Source organism: Rhizobium sp. Leaf341 (assembly GCF_001424325.1).
GTDB lineage: Bacteria > Pseudomonadota > Alphaproteobacteria > Rhizobiales > Rhizobiaceae > Ferranicluibacter.
The window spans coordinates 73,726-90,498 of the sequence record NZ_LMPE01000012.1 but is presented as its reverse complement, the minus strand read 5'-3'; the positions used below and the strand labels follow the sequence as shown (position 1 = coordinate 90,498).

Here is a 16,773-nt window from a genome sequence, read left to right as displayed (position 1 = left end):
CCCCTGGGATTGTAGACGCCTTCTTTCCCAATCCTAAGGCAGGAAGAGCATCATGCGCAAATCGAGTTTCAGCGAAGAGTTTAAGCGTGACGCCATGCGTTAGATCACGGAGCGAGGCGATCCGGCTGCGGAGATTTCGCAGCGGCTGGGGTGAGCCCACATTCTCGTACGACTGGAAGAAGAACTTTGCTGCGTCGAACGCCAGGGGCAACGACAGGTCTGGGGGAGATAAAGCAGCTGAAAAGGGAACTGGCTCGCGTGACCGAGGAGCGAGACGTCCTAGGTCGCAAACTCATAAACTTGGGATTCTAAGCTGACAGTCCGTGGTCGCTTCCTCTCAGTTGGATGCTGTTCAGGTAGCGTGGTCAAATGGATGTTTTGGACTGGTTTTCGAGCTGGTACGAAGCGCAATGCGACGGGGAATGGGAACACGGCTTCGGTCCGTCGATCAGCACGGTTGACAATCCTGGTCGGTCGCTAAAGATCGGTGTCGCAGGGACAGACTGTGATGGTCGGACACTCGAACGGATCACGCACAAATACGAACACGAAGCTAGCTGGTGGACATGCTGGACGGAGAATAACGTGTTTCATAGCGCTGCCGGTCCGCTTCACGATCGATCGGTTCTTAAGGCATTTCGAGACTGGACAACGATTGTCTCGCCATCCCTACCGGACGAGACGCACGCTTAGAGAAGGGGTTCACATACAGGTACGTCTTTGATTCACTGAAGCCTTGATTTAAAGGCCTTCCATGACCCGTCGTCGGTTTGATCTCACAGATTTCGCGTGGACAGGTATTCAATCCTTGTTGCCGACTAAGTCGCACGGCGTGGCCCGCGTTGACGACCGGCGGGTGATCGACGACATCTTGTCGCGGCTCTGAACAGGCTCGCCCTGGGCGGACGTTCCGGATCGATATGGTCCGTATAAGGCAAAGACCCGATGAGCTTTCTCGCCGCCCTCTAAATTGGCAGCAGCAAGAATTTAGATCAGATCGTTAGGAGTCTACTGCCTAGGGCGCTCGGCTTCGAGAACAGGAAGACTTGCCCGACGTCTCTTGCTTCCATGGAACCTCATGAGCCTCCCGTAATTCCTTTGGTCAACGGAGGTGGATTTCATGACATATGGACGTTTCGGCGCTGTGGCGCTGTGTGCTCTCATCGCGCCGCTGGGAGCTGCTGTGGCGCAGCAGGGCGACGGTACCGAGGTTCAGATCACGACGAACGTCTTCAAGCCGAACAAGGTGGCGCCCACCAGCGAGCGGATCGGGCAGATCAAGCTGCCGGACGGATTTGCGGTCGCTCCCTTTGCGCAGGGGCTCGGGAACGCCCGCATCGTCGCCGTGTCGGAGGAGGGCTTCATCTATGTCAGTCGCCGCGAGGAAGGCGACGTGCTGCTTCTCAAGGACGAGGATGGCGACGGGAGGGCGGACGGCGCACCGGTACAGGTTGCCGCTCGGGCACAGGCACACGGCTTGGCAATCCGGGACGGCAAGTTTTACCTTGCGACCGTCAAGGAAGTCTTCGTTGCGGACATCCACAAGGACGGCACGCTCGGGCCGCTGCAGATGATCATCGGCGATCTGCCGGACGCCGGTCAACATCCCAACAGGGTCATGGCATTCGGCCCGGATGGCATGCTTTACATCAGCGTTGGATCGACGTGCAACGCCTGCAACGAGAGCAATCCCGAGAATGCGACCATGCTGCGCGCGACACCGGACGGCAAGAGCCGCACGATTTTCGCATCTGGATTGCGCAACACGATCGGTTTCGACTGGAATCCGAAAACCGGGGACCTCTGGGGCCTTGATCATGGCATCGATCTTCTCGGTGACGAGGTCCAGCCGGAAGAATTGAACAAGCTGGAGCAGGGCAAGCAGTATGGCTGGCCCCACATCTACGGCAAAGGCGACATCTACCCGCAATCGACACCGGTGGGCGGGGTCACCAAGCAGCAGTGGCGCGACCAGAGCATGCCGATGGTCCTCGGGTACACGGCGCATGCCGCACCGATGCAGATGGTGTTCTACAAGGGCAGCGCTTTCCCAGCGGAGTTTGCCGGAGATGCCTTCGCTACGATGCGCGGGTCCTGGAACCGCAACCCGGCCTCGGGCTATGAGATCGTCCGCATCCACTTCGAGGATGGGCAGCCGAAAACCATCGAGCCGTTCCTGACCGGTTTCCTGAGCGACGGCGGCAAGGCGCATTTCGCACGACCGGTCGGGCTGGCTGTCGCCAAGGACGGATCGCTGCTGATGGCCGACGACGCCAACGGTGTTCTGTATCGCATTGCCTACTCCGGAACGGAAACAAAGGCGGCGGCCCCCGCAGCAACACCAGCCGGACCCATGGAAGCCCAGGCCGCAGAAGGCCTGAATGTCCCGATCGCGCGCGATCGGTCGGAAACTCAGACACGGCAGGGGACGGGAACAAGCCAGGCGATCGCCGTGTCGTCATCCGCATTCAAGTCCGGTGCCGACATGCCGGCAGAACACAGCGAATATGCCGATGGCGTTTCGCCACCGCTTGCCTGGCATGCTGTAAAGGATGCTGTTTCCTTTGCGATCATCATGGAAGACCCGGATGCAGAGCCGGTCAAACCGTTCGTCCACTGGCTCGCCTGGAATATCCCCGCCACGGTTACAAGTCTTCCAGAAGGACTGCAGGAGCAGCTGCGTCTTGTCGAGCCGGAAGGCGTTTTGCAGGGACGCAATACATCGGGCACCCACGGCTATTACGGTCCGAAACCGCCGGTCGGCGATGCCGCGCATGCCTACCATATCCAGGTTCTGGCGCTGGACACGATGCTAAACCTCCCGCCGACGGCCGACCGTGATGCGCTTCTTGCGCGTATCTCAGGCCACGTCATCGCCAAGGGCGAGCTCGTTGGTCGCTACGCGCAAACTGTGGCGCCACCGAAAAAGTGACGGTTGGCTCCCTGCAATTCCTCAAGAAGGATAGATCATGATCGTCAGACTTTCCGCACTCCGCGCCGCAGGCTTCGTCGTGACCCTCGCGGCCGCGCCCGTCGCCTTGGCTCAGCAGCCCGCCACCCCCGAGCAGACCGATCCGCAACGGGCACCCCAGCAACCCGCCACGCAGCAGGCGGAAGCGAAACAGGCGCAGCCCGATGCCCAGATGCAGACCGTGCTGGAGGCCCTGAAGGCATTGCAGGCAAAGCCCTTCCACACGATCGGCGTACCGGAGGCCCGCACGCAGGCCAGTGCGGCTGACGCTGCCAGGACTGTGCAGCGGGACGCCAAGATTTCTCCGTTTCCGGAAGCGAAGGTGGCTACCAAGGACATCGCCATTCCCACCGCAAACGGCGGCTTGCCCGCTCGGGTCTACACGCCGGAAGGCAAGGGCCCCTTCCCTGTCGTGCTCTACTTCCATGGCGGCGGCTGGGTCGTTGCCGACATCAACACCTATGACGCAACGCCCCGGGCACTGGCGCTCGGCGCCAAGGCGATCGTCGTATCCGCGGACTATCGCCATGCGCCCGAGAGCAGGTTCCCAGCACAGCACGAAGATGCCTGGGCGGCCTATGAGTGGACTGTCGAGAACGTCCATACGCTCAACGGCGACGCAAAGCGCATCGCCGTCGCCGGTGAAAGTGCCGGCGGCAATCTAGCGGCAAACGTCGCGCTGATGGCCAAGGCGAAGAAGACCACACAGCCGGTGCACCAGCTCCTGGTCTACCCCATCGCCGGCAATGATCTCGACACGCCGTCCTACCGGGAGAACGCGAATGCGCTTCCGCTGGGGAAAGCCGACATGGAGTGGTTCATCTCTCACGTCTTTACCTCCAAGGATCAGACGGCCGATACGCGCATCAATCTCGTCGGCCGCGACGACCTTGGTGGGCTGCCTCCGGCGACCATAGTGACCGCACAGATCGATCCGCTTCGGTCGGAAGGCCAGGCGCTCGCAGAGAAGATGAAAGCCGCCGGGGTCAGCGTCAATCTGATCAACACCGAGGGGACAACGCATGAGTTCTTCGGCATGGGCAAAGTCGTGGACAAGGCAAAGGCAGCGGTGGATGCGGCCAATGCAGATCTCGTCAAGGCATTCACGAAATAAGCTCGGGAGACTCACGACAATGGAAAACAATCGTTGGACGACAACGGCCTTCGCGCTGCTGCTCGCCATCCACCCCCTTTCTGCAAGCGTGTCGATGGCCAAAGAGCAGACGGCAAAGCCTGCAGGCGACGCTGCGGCAATGATGACGATCGACCGCGCGACCTTCGTGCCGGTGGTCGCCAGCGCCAACACATTCGAGATCGAGTCGAGCAAGCTCGCGCTCGACCGCGCGAGCGACGCTGGGATCAAGGACGCCGCCAAGATGATTATTGCCGATCATGAAAAAGCCGGCGAGAAGCTGAAGGCGACACTCCAGGGGAAAGACGCGCCGCCGCCAGAGGCAAAGCTCGCGCCAAAGCATCAGAAGATGATCGACCAGCTGCAGGCCGCTCGGGGCAAGGATTTCGACACGCTCTATCTCGACATGCAGGCTCAGGCGCACATGGAGGCCATCGCCCTCTTCCGCACGTATGCCGGCTCGGGTGACGACCAGGCGCTGGTGGGCTTTGCCAAGGAAACACTTCCGAGCCTGGAAACGCATATGGCCCACGTCAAGACGCTCATCGCGGCGGAATGACGGTGTTCAAAGGATGGCGGACAATGGACGCTGACAATCCGCGTCCCTGCGGAGACGGAAGGTCGCGTCTATGATGTCCGGATAGAGTGGGTCTTCTCATTCATGGCTGCATCACGGTGTTGTCAGATCCGGATGTTGTTCGACGCAGGACAGTCCCTCCATCGCGCTAAGCCTGCGCATCGTCCTGCACCGCCACGAGATGGCCCTCGGACACGACGCGGAACGTCCGTTGTTGGGGCACATAAGAGGCGGAGCGGATCTGGCTCTTGAGCTCGTCGGCTGTAGCGATCGGCGTGTCCCGCTTCCGATCAGGATCCGGCACCGGTACGGCAGCCATCAATTTTTTCGTGTAGGCATGCTGTGGATTGCCGAAGACGGCGCTTCGGGGGCCGATTTCCACGATCTCCCCCAGATACATGACGGCAACGCGATGGCTGACGCGCTCGACGACAGCCATGTCGTGGCTGATGAAGAGGAAGGCGAGGTCGAGGCTCTGCTGGAGGTCGAGCATCAGGTTGACGACCTGCGCCTTGATCGACACGTCGAGCGCCGAAACGCTCTCGTCCGCCACGATGATCTTGGGCGACAAAGCGAGCGCCCGTGCGATCGAAATGCGCTGACGCTGGCCGCCGGAAAATTCATGCGGATAGCGCGACGCCATGTCAGGGGTGAGGCCGACCTTGACAAGGAGATCGGCAACAACCGCGCGCGCCTGCTGCCGACTGCCCATCCGGTGTTCAAGATAGGGCTCTTCAATCGCGGCGCCTACGGTCATGCGTGGATTGAGCGAGGCAAAGGGGTCCTGGAAAATCATCTGCACGGACTTGCGCATCTCGCGCAGGTCGCGCTTGGGAAGCGTCAGCACCTCGCGACCCTCGACAAGAACAGAGCCACCGGTCGGCTCGATCAGGCGCATGATCGCCCGACCCGTTGTGGACTTGCCGCACCCGGATTCACCGACGAGAGACAGCGTCTCGCCCGCGCGCAGGTCAAAGGACACGTTCTCGACGGCATGCACGCGTCCTCTGATCCTGCCGAGCAGCCCAGCATGGATATCGAAACGCTTGGTGAGATTGCGAACCTGCAGGATGGGAGCGCCCGACGCAACGACCGTATCGGCGACTTCGGCCGGGGCTTCAAGCTGGCCCGTCGCTGGATCAACCGTCGGGAACCGCAACGGTCTGCGATAGGCCTGCATGGTGCCGAGCACGGGCACGGCGGAGAGAAGAGCGCGCGTGTAGGGATGCTGCCCCCGATGAAAGATGTCGCTGGTCCGCCCGGTTTCCACCTGCTCGCCGCGATACATGACGACGGTGCGATCGGCGACTTCCGCGACCACGCCCATGTCGTGCGTGATGAACAGGACCGAGGTCCCCTCTTCCTCCTGCAGCATACGGATCAGGTCGAGGATCTGCCCCTGGATCGTCACGTCGAGGGCCGTGGTGGGTTCGTCGGCGATCAAAAGCTTCGGCTTGGTCGCGAGCGCCATCGCGATCATGACACGCTGGCGCATGCCGCCGGAAAAGCGGTGCGGATATTCGTCGAAGCGCGAGGCTGCCGAGGGGATACGCACCTGTTCAAGAATGCGCACGGTCTCTGCGCGCGCCTCGGCCTTGCTCATAGGTGTATGGCACAGGATCGCTTCGGAAATCTGGTCGCCAATCGTGAACAGCGGGTTGAGGCTGGTCATCGGCTCCTGAAAGATCATCGCAATCTCGTTGCCGCGCACCTTCCGCATCTCGGGTTCCGGCAGCGAGAGGAGTTCGCGACCGCCCAGCATCACGCGGCCCTCGATCCGGCTCGTGTCCGGCTGCAGCAACCGCATGATCGACAGCGACGTGACGCTCTTGCCGGAGCCGGACTCGCCCACGATTGCGACGGTTTCCGCCGGCGCGACGGTAAAGGAGATGTCTCGGACCACCGGCTTCCACGCGCCGTCGACGCGGAACGACGTGCGCAGCGCCTCGACCGACAGCACCGGCTCTACCGTCGTCGGCGTCGTTTCAAGCGAGCGGTCCTGTGGTCTCGTCATGATCATTCCCTTCGTTTCACTCTCGCGATCAAAGCATCCTGACGCGGTCAGTCCGGCCAACGCAGCATGCCGTCGAAGCGGTGGCGGCTGAGATCCTCGATCGGGGTCGCGATGATCTCGTTGGAGGCACGGGCCCTGTCGAGCTCCTGCGCAAGGCGGGCGGCGACGATCTCAGCCTCACCAGGATGCAGGTTGCAGGGATCGAGGTAGAAGTAGCGGTGCTCGACCTCGTGGTCGCGGACAATGATAGGCCGCTCGCCCGACCGGAGCGCTGCAGTCAGATCCCAAGCGGTGATATGCGCCTCCTGCGGATCGATGATCACCCGCATGCGGTCGAGAGGATTGCCCGTTGGATCGGGCTCGATGAGCGCCGTGACGCCGGGGCGGCCATCGAGCGTTTCCTTCCAGAGCGCGAGGGCGCCGGTCTCCCGCGCGCGGATGCCGGCATGGTCCCGCGTCTCCCAGGCTTCGAGCGCAGCCATCGCGCCGTAGATGCTTTCCTTGCCGACCTTCATGCCTCGACCGATGCCCATGTTCTGGAGAAAGGCGTTGCGGACAAGGTCTTTGCGGCCGGCGACGATGCCCGAGGTAGGGCCACCAAGGAACTTGTGCCCCGAATAGAGCGCAATATCGGCGCCCTGCGCGAGGAAGATCCTCAGGTCATATTCGGATGCGGCATCCACGATGACCGGCACGCCACGAGCATGGGCGATCTCAACAAATTCCCTGAGGTTGAGCAGGCCGTAATCCACGACATGGTGCGACACGACGTAGACGGCGGCAGCCGTCCGTTCTGTGATGGCATTTTCCATGTGGTAGCGATGCGTGGAGGTCGCCTGCCCGATCATGACGACCTTGCCGCCGGCGAGACGAATGGCCTGATCCACCGGGGCGCCGTAACTGACGACATGCCCCATCTGCAGCAGCACCTCGTTCTTGTCGGTGCTCGTCTCGGGCAGCCGCTCGATCGCCAGGAGGTCCGGCCCGGTGATGGTTCCGGCCACCGCAAGGCTTACGCCGGCCGAGCAGGACGCCGTGATGAAGCCCGCCTCACCGCCCGTGAGCCGAGCAATGACGGCGCTCGCCTGACGTTGCAGCGCGTTGACCTCCACGAAATGCGGCAGGATGGCCGTCATGGCGGCAATGGCCTCGGGCACGACGATCGATGCGCCGAGGCTCGTCATCGTGCCGGAAACGTTGATGACGGGGCGAAGGCCAAGGGTGGTGCGGATATCATCGGACATGTGTTTTCTCCAGGCTGCGCGACGCCGAGGCGACGCGGGCATCTCTTGCTCTTTCAGAGCCTATGCCATAATAGTGCAATACGCGGGACGCTATGACGGCGAGCGAATGTGCAGGGTGAGCGGGATGGGCATGGATGCATCGAACGGGATTTCCGACGGGGCTGAAAGAACAGCGCGTCGCTCTCGCGTCAGCGGCATCGACAGGGCGCTTCAGGTCATCGATCATCTCTACGAGACCGGCGCGCCGGCGGGGTCCTATGCGATAGCGAAAGCCGTGGGCGCTCCGCTGTCGACGGTCTACGTCATCATCGACGATCTCGTGGAGAAGAACATGCTGGCGCGGAATGGCGACGGAACGTTGTGGCTGGGCTCTCGACTGTATCATTACGGCCTGGCTTATGCCCGCTCGCTCGACTTCATGAGCGTCGCCACGCAGGAGATGCATGACCTTTGCCGGGAGGCCGGCGAGACGGTGCAGGTCTGCGGCCGCGATGCCGACCACATGCTCGTTCTCGCCATGGCCGATGGCCCAAGTCACTTTCAGGTCGCTTCCCGTGTCGGCACCCGCGTGCCCCTCAACTGGACCGCCTCCGGCCGCCTTCTCGTCGGACATCTGCCGGAGCCGGAGCGGGTTGACCTCTTCCGGCGTGGCGCCCGCATGTCGCCGACAGGGCGGGCCGAGATCGATGCCGAAACCCTGTCGGACGCCGCGCGGGCGGCATTCGAGGAGCGGCTGTCGATCCAGGCAGGTGAGTCCGACTATTCGGTAGCCTGCATCGCCTCGCCGATCGTCGATCGCAGCGGCAATTGCGTTGCGACGATTTCGATCGTTCTTCCCGAACAAAAAGCGTTCGCCGACAAATCCGGCTATGCCGACCGCGTGAAGGCCTCTGCGGCGCGGATCGAGACGGTGATGGGCTGGCGACAGCATGAAAGCGCTTCTCACAGCGTCACTCCCTGAGAGCCACGATGGCTTCGATTTCGACAGTGATGTTGCCGGGTAACGAGCCGAACCCGACCGCCGAGCGCGCATGGCGACCGGCGTCTCCGAAGACCGCATTGATCAAATCCGAACATCCGTTGATGACCTTCGGGTGATCGCGGAATTCCGGTGCGGCGTTGACCATGCCGAGCAGCTTCACCACCTGTTTGACCCGAGAGAGGTCGCCGAGCGCCTCGTGCATCACGGCAATGAGGTTGATGCCGACAAGCCGCGCATCGTCATAAGCGGCTTCCGCGCTGATCTCGGCACCGACTTTGCCGGTACGCATCTGGCCGTCTGCCTCCCGGGTGCCCTGTCCCGAGAGATAGAGCATGTTGCCCTCGATGACGTGGGTGACGAAATTGGCGATCGGCTCGGGCGCTGGCGGAAGCTCGATACCGAGATCGGCCAGCCGCTCATAGGGCGTGGCCGTCTTCGGACCGGCGAAGGGATGGGGATGTGTCACGAAAACTCCTGTGTCGTGCAATGTCGCCTCAGCGATAGGCGTAGCCATGGCTGTGCCGCACGAGCCGGCGGGCTCGGGGAATGTAGCGGCTGGCGGCGATCGCCTCGGCGCCGATGACCGCGAAGCGCGGCTCGAACAGGCGGGTAAGACGCGAAACGTCGCCATTGCTGTCCGTCGCCTCCAGATCGGCATCGACGAGGTCGAAAATGGTGAAATCCGCCCGCGCACCGACGGATAGCCGATCCTCCATCGATAGCTTGATCACCTCGGCTGGAGCATGGGTGACCGCATTGACCACCTTGTCGAACGGCATGCCGACGGACAGCAGCTTCGACATGGTGGTGGCCAGATCCCAGACAGGAAAGTTCAGCGAATGTCCGTGCAGGTCGGTCGAGATCGAATGCGGCAGGAGCCCGCGGGCGATCGCTGCTTCAGCCACCTTAAACGAGAAGGACGCACCGCCATGGCCGATGTCGAGCCGCACGCCTTCGGCGGCGCAGCGCTCGGCAAGGTCAAAGAGGTCCTCGTCCTCCATGATGCTCGATCCCGCCTTGCCGTTAAAGCAGTGCGTGACCACATCGCCAGGCCCGAGAATTTCCAGCACCTCGTCGTAGAGGGCCGGCGGCTCACCGACATGCACCATCATCGGGATCTTCAGGATCTTCGCAATCTTCTTGCCGAGCTTGACAGGCGTCACGCCCCAGGATCCGGTAATGACATGGCTCGCCCGCACCTTGATGCCGACGATGTGCTCGCTGTTTTCGGCATAACACTCGATGATCCGGTCAAGGTCGATGTCGCGGATATCGCGCAGTTCGGCGACGCGGTTGCAGGCCACGAGCCCGATCGAGCCGAGATTGAGGAACGCCTTGATGCGCTCCCTCGATGGCTCGATGATGTATTCCCGGAATCCGTGGAAGTTCGCCTCTCCGGCCGAGCCCGCGTCGACCAGCGTCGTAACGCCGCGCTCCGCGCCGCATTCCGATGGGCGCAGCGAGATATCGGTTCCGCCATGCCAGATATGGACGTGAAGATCGACCCAGCCCGGCGAAATCCATGCGCCTTTGCCATCGATGCGCGCGGCATCCGAAGGAGCGGCAATCTCCGCACCGATCGCCGCAATCCGTCCGTCCGCTCCAACGAGAATATTGGTTGAAGCTTCAGGCTGCGCACCGGCGGTCTGGACAGCTTGTCCAGCCTGGCCGAAGGCCATCGGCCTCACATTCGCGAGAAGAAGCGGCTTTTGCGTTTCGCCGGTCATGTCATACGTCCTTTTGAAGTCTTGGGTCGAGCATGTCCCGCAATCCGTCGCCGACCATCTGCAGCGACAGGACAGAGAGAATGATTGCAAAGCCGGGGAAGTAGGTCATCCAGCCGGCCTGGCCGATATATTGCCGTCCGGCGGCGATCATCGTGCCCCACGTCGCCACATCCGGGCTGACGCCCAGCCCAAGGAACGACAAACCGGCTTCGGCCAGCATGGCGCTCGCAAACAGGAAGGTCCCCTGCACCAGGATCGGCGACAGGAGATTGCGCAGCACATGGCGCGTCATGATGTGGAACGTCGAAATGCCCAATGCCTGTGCCGCCTCCACATAGGGCAGCTCGCGAATGACGAGGGTCGAGGCGCGGACGATGCGGGCAAGCCGCGGCGCGTAGACGATCGACAGCGCGACGATGACGGTGGTCAGCGACGGTCCGAGCGCGGCCACCAGAGCGATGGCCAGGAGAATGTCCGGAAACGCCATCATTGCGTCGATCAGGCGGGCGATCGGCGTGTCCAGCCGCTGGAAGAATCCGGCGAGGAGCCCCAGCGTGACCCCGATGACGGCGGATAGGACGACCACAGCGGCACCGACGAGCAGGGACAGCCGGGCAGCATAAAGTGTGCGCGAGAAGACATCGCGGCCGAATTCGTCCGTGCCGAACCAGAAGACGTCACTCGGCGGCTTCAGCCGGTTGACGATCGACAGCTTCGAGGGCGAATAGGGCGCGATGACAGGTGCGAGCACTGCGATCAGGACAAAGAGAACAAGGATGGCAAGACCGACGGCGACCGTCTTGCGTCGAAGGAAGCTGCGGATGAACCGTGCGGTGTCACTGGAAGGCTTCGCTGCAATCGAGATGTCTGTCATCAGTAACGCACCCTCGGGTCGATCAGCAGGTAGAGCATGTCGATCGCAAAATTGATGAGGACATAGAGGGCGGCGATGACCAGCAACGCTCCCTGGATGACCGGATAGTCTCGGCGAAGCACGGCGGACACGACGAGACTGCCGACGCCCGGCAGGCCGAACACCGTCTCGGTAACGACGGCACCGGAGATGAGGACCGCGGCCGTTAGTCCGATCACCGTCAGGATCGGGATCAGCGCGTTTTTGAGCGCGTGTTTGAGAATAACCTGCCGTTCCACCAGGCCCTTCGCGCGGGCGGTGCGGATATAGTCGTCGCCGAGCACGTCGAGCATGGAAGCACGGGTGAAGCGCAGGATGAGCGCGGAAGAAACGAGCCCGAGCGCAAAGGCCGGCAACGTCAGATGATACATGCGCTCCAGAAACGTCGAGCCGGGCCCGCCATAGCCCGACACGGGGAAGATGTTGAGATTGACGGCGAAGACCTGCATCAGGATTAGGCCCAGCCAGAAGCTCGGAATGCTGGCGGCGAGCATTGCGACGGTCGTCGCTGCCTGGTCAACGAAGGAGCCTCGGCGATAGGCGGCGTAGATCCCGATCGGCAACGCGATCACCGAAGCGATCGCCAGCGAGAAGAGGGTGAGAAAGAAGGTCGGTTCGGCACGATCCAGAAGGGCCGAGGTGACGGGCATATTGAGGAAGATGGACTGGCCGAGATCCCCCTTTGCCATCTGCCCGAGATAAAAGACGTACTGCACGAGAAGCGATTGATCGAGCCCGAGCCGCGTGCGCAGATCCGCAATATCCTGCGCCGAGGCATCGGGCCCGAGCATGACCGCTGCCGGGTCTCCCGGCGTGACGCGGACAATGACGAACACGATGGTCACGACCAGGAACATGACGACGATCATGCCGGCAAGTCGCTGGAGGATGTAACGGATCATGTCTTCGACTTTCCGGTCCCGCTGGGGGACGCGAGGGTGACAGCAGAAAGGCACGGATGCTGCGGCAGCGGATACCGCCGCAAGCGGCGCCCAGATATCATATCGACGGTTTGACGCCGGCGGTTACGGCCAGCGGCTCTTTTGCGGGATCACTTCTTGATCGACGCGTTCCAGAAATACGGCCACGGTGCCGGCTCGATGCCCTCGACTTTCGTGCTCTTGGCCGCCAGCGCGTTGAAGTCGCCGATCTTCATGTAGGGAAGCTCCGCATACATGGCTTTCTGCACCTCGGCCCACAGCGCAAGACGCTTGGTTTCGTCGGCTTCGGCTGAAAAGGCCTCGACGGTCTGTTTGCGCAGCGGCGTGTCCCACCAGCCGGGGGATGTCGGCGCCAGGGATCCGATGAGCGCCGGTTCCGGCAGGAAGGGGCTGTGGGTGATGTAGATGTCCCAAAGGCCCTTGTCGGCGCGGCGCTGGGTGAGCGTGGCCCAGTCCACGACCTGGAGATCGACCGTGAAGCCGGCAAGCTTGAGATATTCGGCGGCGACCTGCGCCATCTTGTAGTGGAACTCGTACTGACGGCTCGTGAGGATGCGGATCGGCTTTCCGTCATAGCCGGCAGCCTTGGCCGCCGTGGCTGCCCCTTCTGGATCAGCGAGATTGTAGTTGCCCTCAACGCCGGCATTCGTGTTCCAGACGAAGGTCTTCGGGTAGATATCGCCGTCGAGCGCGTAGAAGTCGGTGCTGCCGAAGGCGGCGGCCATCATGTCTTCCATGCTCAACGCCTGGCGGATCGCCTTGCGGATCGCCACGTCTTTCGCAACGCCCTCGGCCGTGTTGAACACGAAGACGGGATAGCCGAACGGCTTGAGCACAAGCGGCTCCGACGCCGACGAGCCCTTCAGCCTGCCGAAGGATTCGACCGGAAGGCTGTCAATGTAATCATACTGGCCCGAGATCGCGGCTTCCACACGGGTGTTCGCATCGGGAACGGGCACGAAGCGGATCTCGTCGAGATATTGGTGACGCGCGCCGCCGTACCCGTCTGCCTCGCCGTCGCGCGGCTTGTAGCCGTCGAAACGGGCGAGTTGGATGTACTGGTCGGCCTTGCGCTCCTTCAGCATGTAGGGACCGGTGCCGACGACATCGGTCATGGGTTCGCCCTGCTTTTCGCTCGGCAGGATGATGGCTGCGGAATTGTTGAAGGCGAGAAGCGAGACGAGCGGCGCGTAGGGCTGCTTCAGCGTGATCGTGACGGTCTGCGGGTCCGTCGCCACGATGGTGTCGAGGAAGGCCGCCGCCTGTTTGCCGCGCGAGGCAACCTTCACCCAGCGCTCGAGAGAAGCAACGACGTCGTCGGAAGCCATGGCGGAACCATCGTGGAACGTGATGCCGCTGCGCAGGCGGATCGTATAGATTTTGCCATCCGCGCTGATCTCGGGAAGGGCTTCGGCCAGAAGCGGCGTCGGCTTCCACGCCTTGTCGAAGGTGTAGAGCGTCTCGAAGATGTGCTGCGTGACGATGCCCACGAGATCGGCGGTGGAGGCCATGGGGTCAAGTGTCGGAGGCTCGCCGATCGTCGCGACGTTAAGGACACCGCCCTTTTCCTGGGCTGCAGCGAATGAAGGAACGGCAATCAGGGCCGTCGCGAGAAGGAATGCCAGTTTCAGACGCATCACATAGTCCTCCAGTTTGTTCCATTATTATGTTATTAGAGCTTTTATAACAGAATAACGGACAGCGAGAGTCTGTCAATGGGTGTACTGGATGTTGGAGGCCGCAGTTCTGGGACGCGGAGGGACACCTCTTGGTGCGAGAGTGCCGCGGAGGTGGGCAGCGGCCCGGTTCCCACGGTGCAAGCAGCGGGTTCGTCCTCTATTAAAGGAAATGCTCTCCGGTAAACTCGGTGCGGTTTGATGCTTGAGCATCCGTCGATCGACAGCCAGACCCAATGCATCCTCTCCAGATGGCCAGGATCGATTTTCTGACACGGCCGCAACTGAGGTTGATCTTTCTGCGATCAATTTCGACGACGCTTCCGCGTTGCGAAAGATTGGCTTGAGCGGGATTGCAACGAAAGCCAGCGCCGTCTTGAAGGTTCCCGTCATCCCGCGTCGACGGCGGTTCGCTCTATATAGTCACACGCTCCCATCCAGATTTTCCCAGATTGCGCATCGCGATCGCTGACGTCTCCCTCAACGATGAGCTCACGCGTATAAAAAACGAAGGCGACCTCGAAGTTCGAGGCCTTCCCGGGATGCGGGTTAGCATTTGGTCGGGTCCCGTTGCTCATCTCCGCCGACCGGTCTTATCAGCCGAGATGGCAAGCGCGCAGGTCGGGGTACTGAACCACGAGCAGGATCTCATGACTTGTCTGCGCGCCAATCCCAGCATGCGCTGCTGGTGGGATCGCGCGACGTCGAAAGGACAATGGACGCGTTCTACGAAGCGCTGGGTCATCGCGATCTGTCCTACGACGCAGCATGCCCGTGCCTTCTGGGTGTACGAGGCTGATCTGCTGCGCCGCTCAAAAAAACGCCAGCTGGCCGTTTAAGCAGTCAAAACCCACAGTCGTTACCTAAGAGAAGATCCAGAATGTCTTAAATTTCTCAATTGGCATGTCGTTTGCTTTGACTGTTTTGACCGTTTCGACTGCTATGACGGTTTTCAAGAGCGAAAGGGGAACTCAATGGGTTCGGAATTCAATCGTCGTCGCTTCCTACAAGGCTCCGCAGGTGCAGCCGCCGTTGCAGGCTACATGCAAATCAATCCTGACTTCTTCATTTCGTCGGCCTTCGCACAGACCCGCAAGACCATGACTTTCCTGTCTGCCGAAAACATCACGGGTAATTGGGATCCCACGGCCCATACAACGCTTTCACAGAAGAACATCGAAGGCTTCGTCATGGGTTTTCTCACCCGAACCCCGATGAAGCTCGGTTCTCCCGGCGAAGTCGTCTACGAGCTGGCGACCGAGATCAAGCTACTGGACCCGCATCGCCTGGAGATCAAGCTGCGCAAGGGCATCGTGTTTCACGATGGAAAGCCGTTCAAGGCCGAGGACGTCAAGGCGACGTTCGAATACGGTTCGCGCACCGACCGGCCGGCCCAGTGGTATCCAGGCCCGAGCGAAACGCTGACTGTGGAGACCCCCGACGATTATACTGTCATTGTCGATACCTCCAAGGGGGGCTATCCGGCGCATCTTTTCATCTTCCTCGCATCCTTCCTGCCGATCATGTCCGCCAAGGATGTGGCCGACGGGCCTGGCGGCCCGCTTTCGCAGCACCTCAACGGCACCGGCCCGTTCAAGTTCGTGGCCCAGCGCGGCAACGACACGGTGATGGAAGCCTTCGACGGCTATTTTAAAGGCAAGCCGGCCATCCCCGGCATCAACTTCACCTTCACGGGCGATTCCACCACGCGCATGCTCTCGCTGATGAACGGTCAGGCCTCTATTGTAGAGCGTCTGGAGCCGGAACAGGTGGATTCGATCAAGGACAATCCGGCGATCTACATCAACAAGGTCGTATCGGTCGAAAACAAGTATCTGTGGTTCCGCTGCTCGAAGCCTCCTTTCGACGATCCGCGCATTCGCCTCGCCGCCTGCCATTCGATCGACCGCAAGATGATCATGGAACTGATGGGCTCAGCCGGTCACGCCTCGTCCAACTTCGTCTCCCCGGTGAAGTTCGGCTATATCGACCTCCCGGACTACCCGAAATTCGATCCAGAAAAGGCGCAGGCACTGCTGGCCGAAGCGGGCTTTCCCAACGGCAAGGGCTTGCCGGCGCTCGAATACATCACCTCCGTCGGCTTCTATCCGAAGACCAAGGAATATGGTGAGCTCATCGCATCCATGCTTCAGGAGCAGGGCTTCAACGTCAGCCTGACAGTGCTTGAACCGGCAGCGTGGAACGAGCAGCTATACCATCGCCCAGGCGGGGGTCCTGGCCACATGGTCGATTGCGGCTGGTCTACCGCCTCTCCGGAACCGGACCTCGTCCTGCGTACGCATTTCCATTCCTCCTCGCACCGCATTTGCGGCATCGAAGACAAGGAACTCGACGCCAGCCTCGACAAAGAGCGCAATGCGCCGACGCTTGAAGCGCGAAAGAAGGTTCTTGAGGAAGAGACGATGCCACTTATCGCCGCCAAGATGCCGTGCCTGTCGCTGTTCACCTCCGTCATGATTCACGCCATGCAGAAGGATTTCCAGGGCATGTACATTTACCCGGACGGTTCGATTGACGCCTCCAAGACCGCGGCCTGAGACATTTCTCGCCCGCACGCCGCGCGTTCGCGGCGTGC

At 61.5% G+C, this 16,773-nt stretch carries 13 protein-coding genes and 1 pseudogene; 7 read left to right on the top strand and 7 right to left on the bottom strand.

What is annotated here, in order from left to right:
* The first annotated feature begins 369 nt into the window (after positions 1 to 369).
* The 5 genes and pseudogenes from ASG03_RS21110 (at position 370) to ASG03_RS13405 (ending at position 4,662) form a co-directional block, all read left to right on the top strand.
* The gene (locus ASG03_RS21110) at positions 370 to 693 is read left to right on the top strand and encodes an Imm53 family immunity protein (RefSeq protein WP_082475752.1); all 324 of its coding nucleotides are present in this window, start codon (positions 370 to 372) and stop codon (positions 691 to 693) included.
* 61 nt (positions 694 to 754) lie between these two features.
* Positions 755 to 883 (top strand): annotated as a pseudogene (locus ASG03_RS21695) (IS5/IS1182 family transposase); the annotation flags it as partial.
* 237 nt (positions 884 to 1,120) lie between these two features.
* Complete coding sequence (locus ASG03_RS13415; protein WP_062693948.1) at positions 1,121 to 2,932, top strand: YbhB/YbcL family Raf kinase inhibitor-like protein; 1,812 nt, start codon at positions 1,121 to 1,123, stop codon at positions 2,930 to 2,932.
* A 37-nt stretch (positions 2,933 to 2,969) separates the two neighbouring features.
* A complete protein-coding gene (locus ASG03_RS13410; protein ID WP_082475751.1) occupies positions 2,970 to 4,085 on the top strand; it encodes an alpha/beta hydrolase fold domain-containing protein in 1,116 nt (371 codons plus the stop codon).
* A 19-nt stretch (positions 4,086 to 4,104) separates the two neighbouring features.
* Positions 4,105 to 4,662, top strand: coding sequence for a DUF4142 domain-containing protein (locus tag ASG03_RS13405; protein WP_062479394.1), 558 nt, complete (start codon positions 4,105 to 4,107; stop codon positions 4,660 to 4,662).
* Between the two features lie 166 nt (positions 4,663 to 4,828).
* Here ASG03_RS13405 and ASG03_RS13400 read toward each other — a convergent pair whose 3' ends face one another.
* Both ASG03_RS13400 and ASG03_RS13395 read right to left on the bottom strand, forming a co-directional pair.
* Positions 4,829 to 6,694 carry an ABC transporter ATP-binding protein gene (locus ASG03_RS13400; RefSeq protein WP_062694044.1) on the bottom strand — a complete coding sequence of 622 codons (1,866 nt, stop codon included), beginning with the start codon at positions 6,692 to 6,694 and terminating at the stop codon, positions 4,829 to 4,831.
* Positions 6,695 to 6,741: 47 nt separating this feature from the next.
* Positions 6,742 to 7,938 carry an aminotransferase class V-fold PLP-dependent enzyme gene (locus tag ASG03_RS13395; RefSeq protein WP_062693947.1) on the bottom strand — a complete coding sequence of 399 codons (1,197 nt, stop codon included), beginning with the start codon at positions 7,936 to 7,938 and terminating at the stop codon, positions 6,742 to 6,744.
* Positions 7,939 to 8,068: 130 nt separating this feature from the next.
* Between ASG03_RS13395 and ASG03_RS13390 the strand changes: the two genes are divergently transcribed.
* Positions 8,069 to 8,899: an IclR family transcriptional regulator gene (locus tag ASG03_RS13390; protein WP_062694043.1), complete on the top strand. Its 831-nt coding sequence runs from the start codon at positions 8,069 to 8,071 to the stop codon at positions 8,897 to 8,899.
* On the opposite strand, the gene ASG03_RS13385 is transcribed toward ASG03_RS13390, so the two are convergent.
* The 5 genes from ASG03_RS13385 to ASG03_RS13365 all read right to left on the bottom strand — a co-directional run bounded on the left by ASG03_RS13385 (position 8,889) and on the right by ASG03_RS13365 (position 14,138).
* Positions 8,889 to 9,434, bottom strand: coding sequence for a RidA family protein (locus ASG03_RS13385; protein ID WP_082475748.1), 546 nt, complete (start codon positions 9,432 to 9,434; stop codon positions 8,889 to 8,891). The two genes, ASG03_RS13390 and ASG03_RS13385, sit on opposite strands and share 11 nt — an antisense overlap.
* Positions 9,415 to 10,647, bottom strand: coding sequence for an amidohydrolase/deacetylase family metallohydrolase (locus tag ASG03_RS13380; protein WP_062693946.1), 1,233 nt, complete (start codon positions 10,645 to 10,647; stop codon positions 9,415 to 9,417). The genes ASG03_RS13385 and ASG03_RS13380 overlap by 20 nt, the downstream gene beginning before the upstream one ends.
* A 1-nt stretch (position 10,648) precedes the next feature.
* Positions 10,649 to 11,521, bottom strand: coding sequence for an ABC transporter permease (locus ASG03_RS13375; protein ID WP_062693945.1), 873 nt, complete (start codon positions 11,519 to 11,521; stop codon positions 10,649 to 10,651).
* Complete coding sequence (locus tag ASG03_RS13370) at positions 11,521 to 12,462, bottom strand: ABC transporter permease (protein ID WP_062693944.1); 942 nt, start codon at positions 12,460 to 12,462, stop codon at positions 11,521 to 11,523. Before ASG03_RS13370 ends, ASG03_RS13375 begins: the two co-directional genes overlap by 1 nt.
* 149 nt (positions 12,463 to 12,611) lie before the next feature.
* Positions 12,612 to 14,138: an ABC transporter substrate-binding protein gene (locus ASG03_RS13365; RefSeq protein ID WP_062693943.1), complete on the bottom strand. Its 1,527-nt coding sequence runs from the start codon at positions 14,136 to 14,138 to the stop codon at positions 12,612 to 12,614.
* Between the two features lie 1,013 nt (positions 14,139 to 15,151).
* On the opposite strand from ASG03_RS13365, the gene ASG03_RS13355 reads away from it, so the two are divergent.
* The gene (locus tag ASG03_RS13355; RefSeq protein ID WP_062693941.1) at positions 15,152 to 16,735 is read left to right on the top strand and encodes an ABC transporter substrate-binding protein; all 1,584 of its coding nucleotides are present in this window, start codon (positions 15,152 to 15,154) and stop codon (positions 16,733 to 16,735) included.
* Positions 16,736 to 16,773 lie beyond the last annotated feature (38 nt).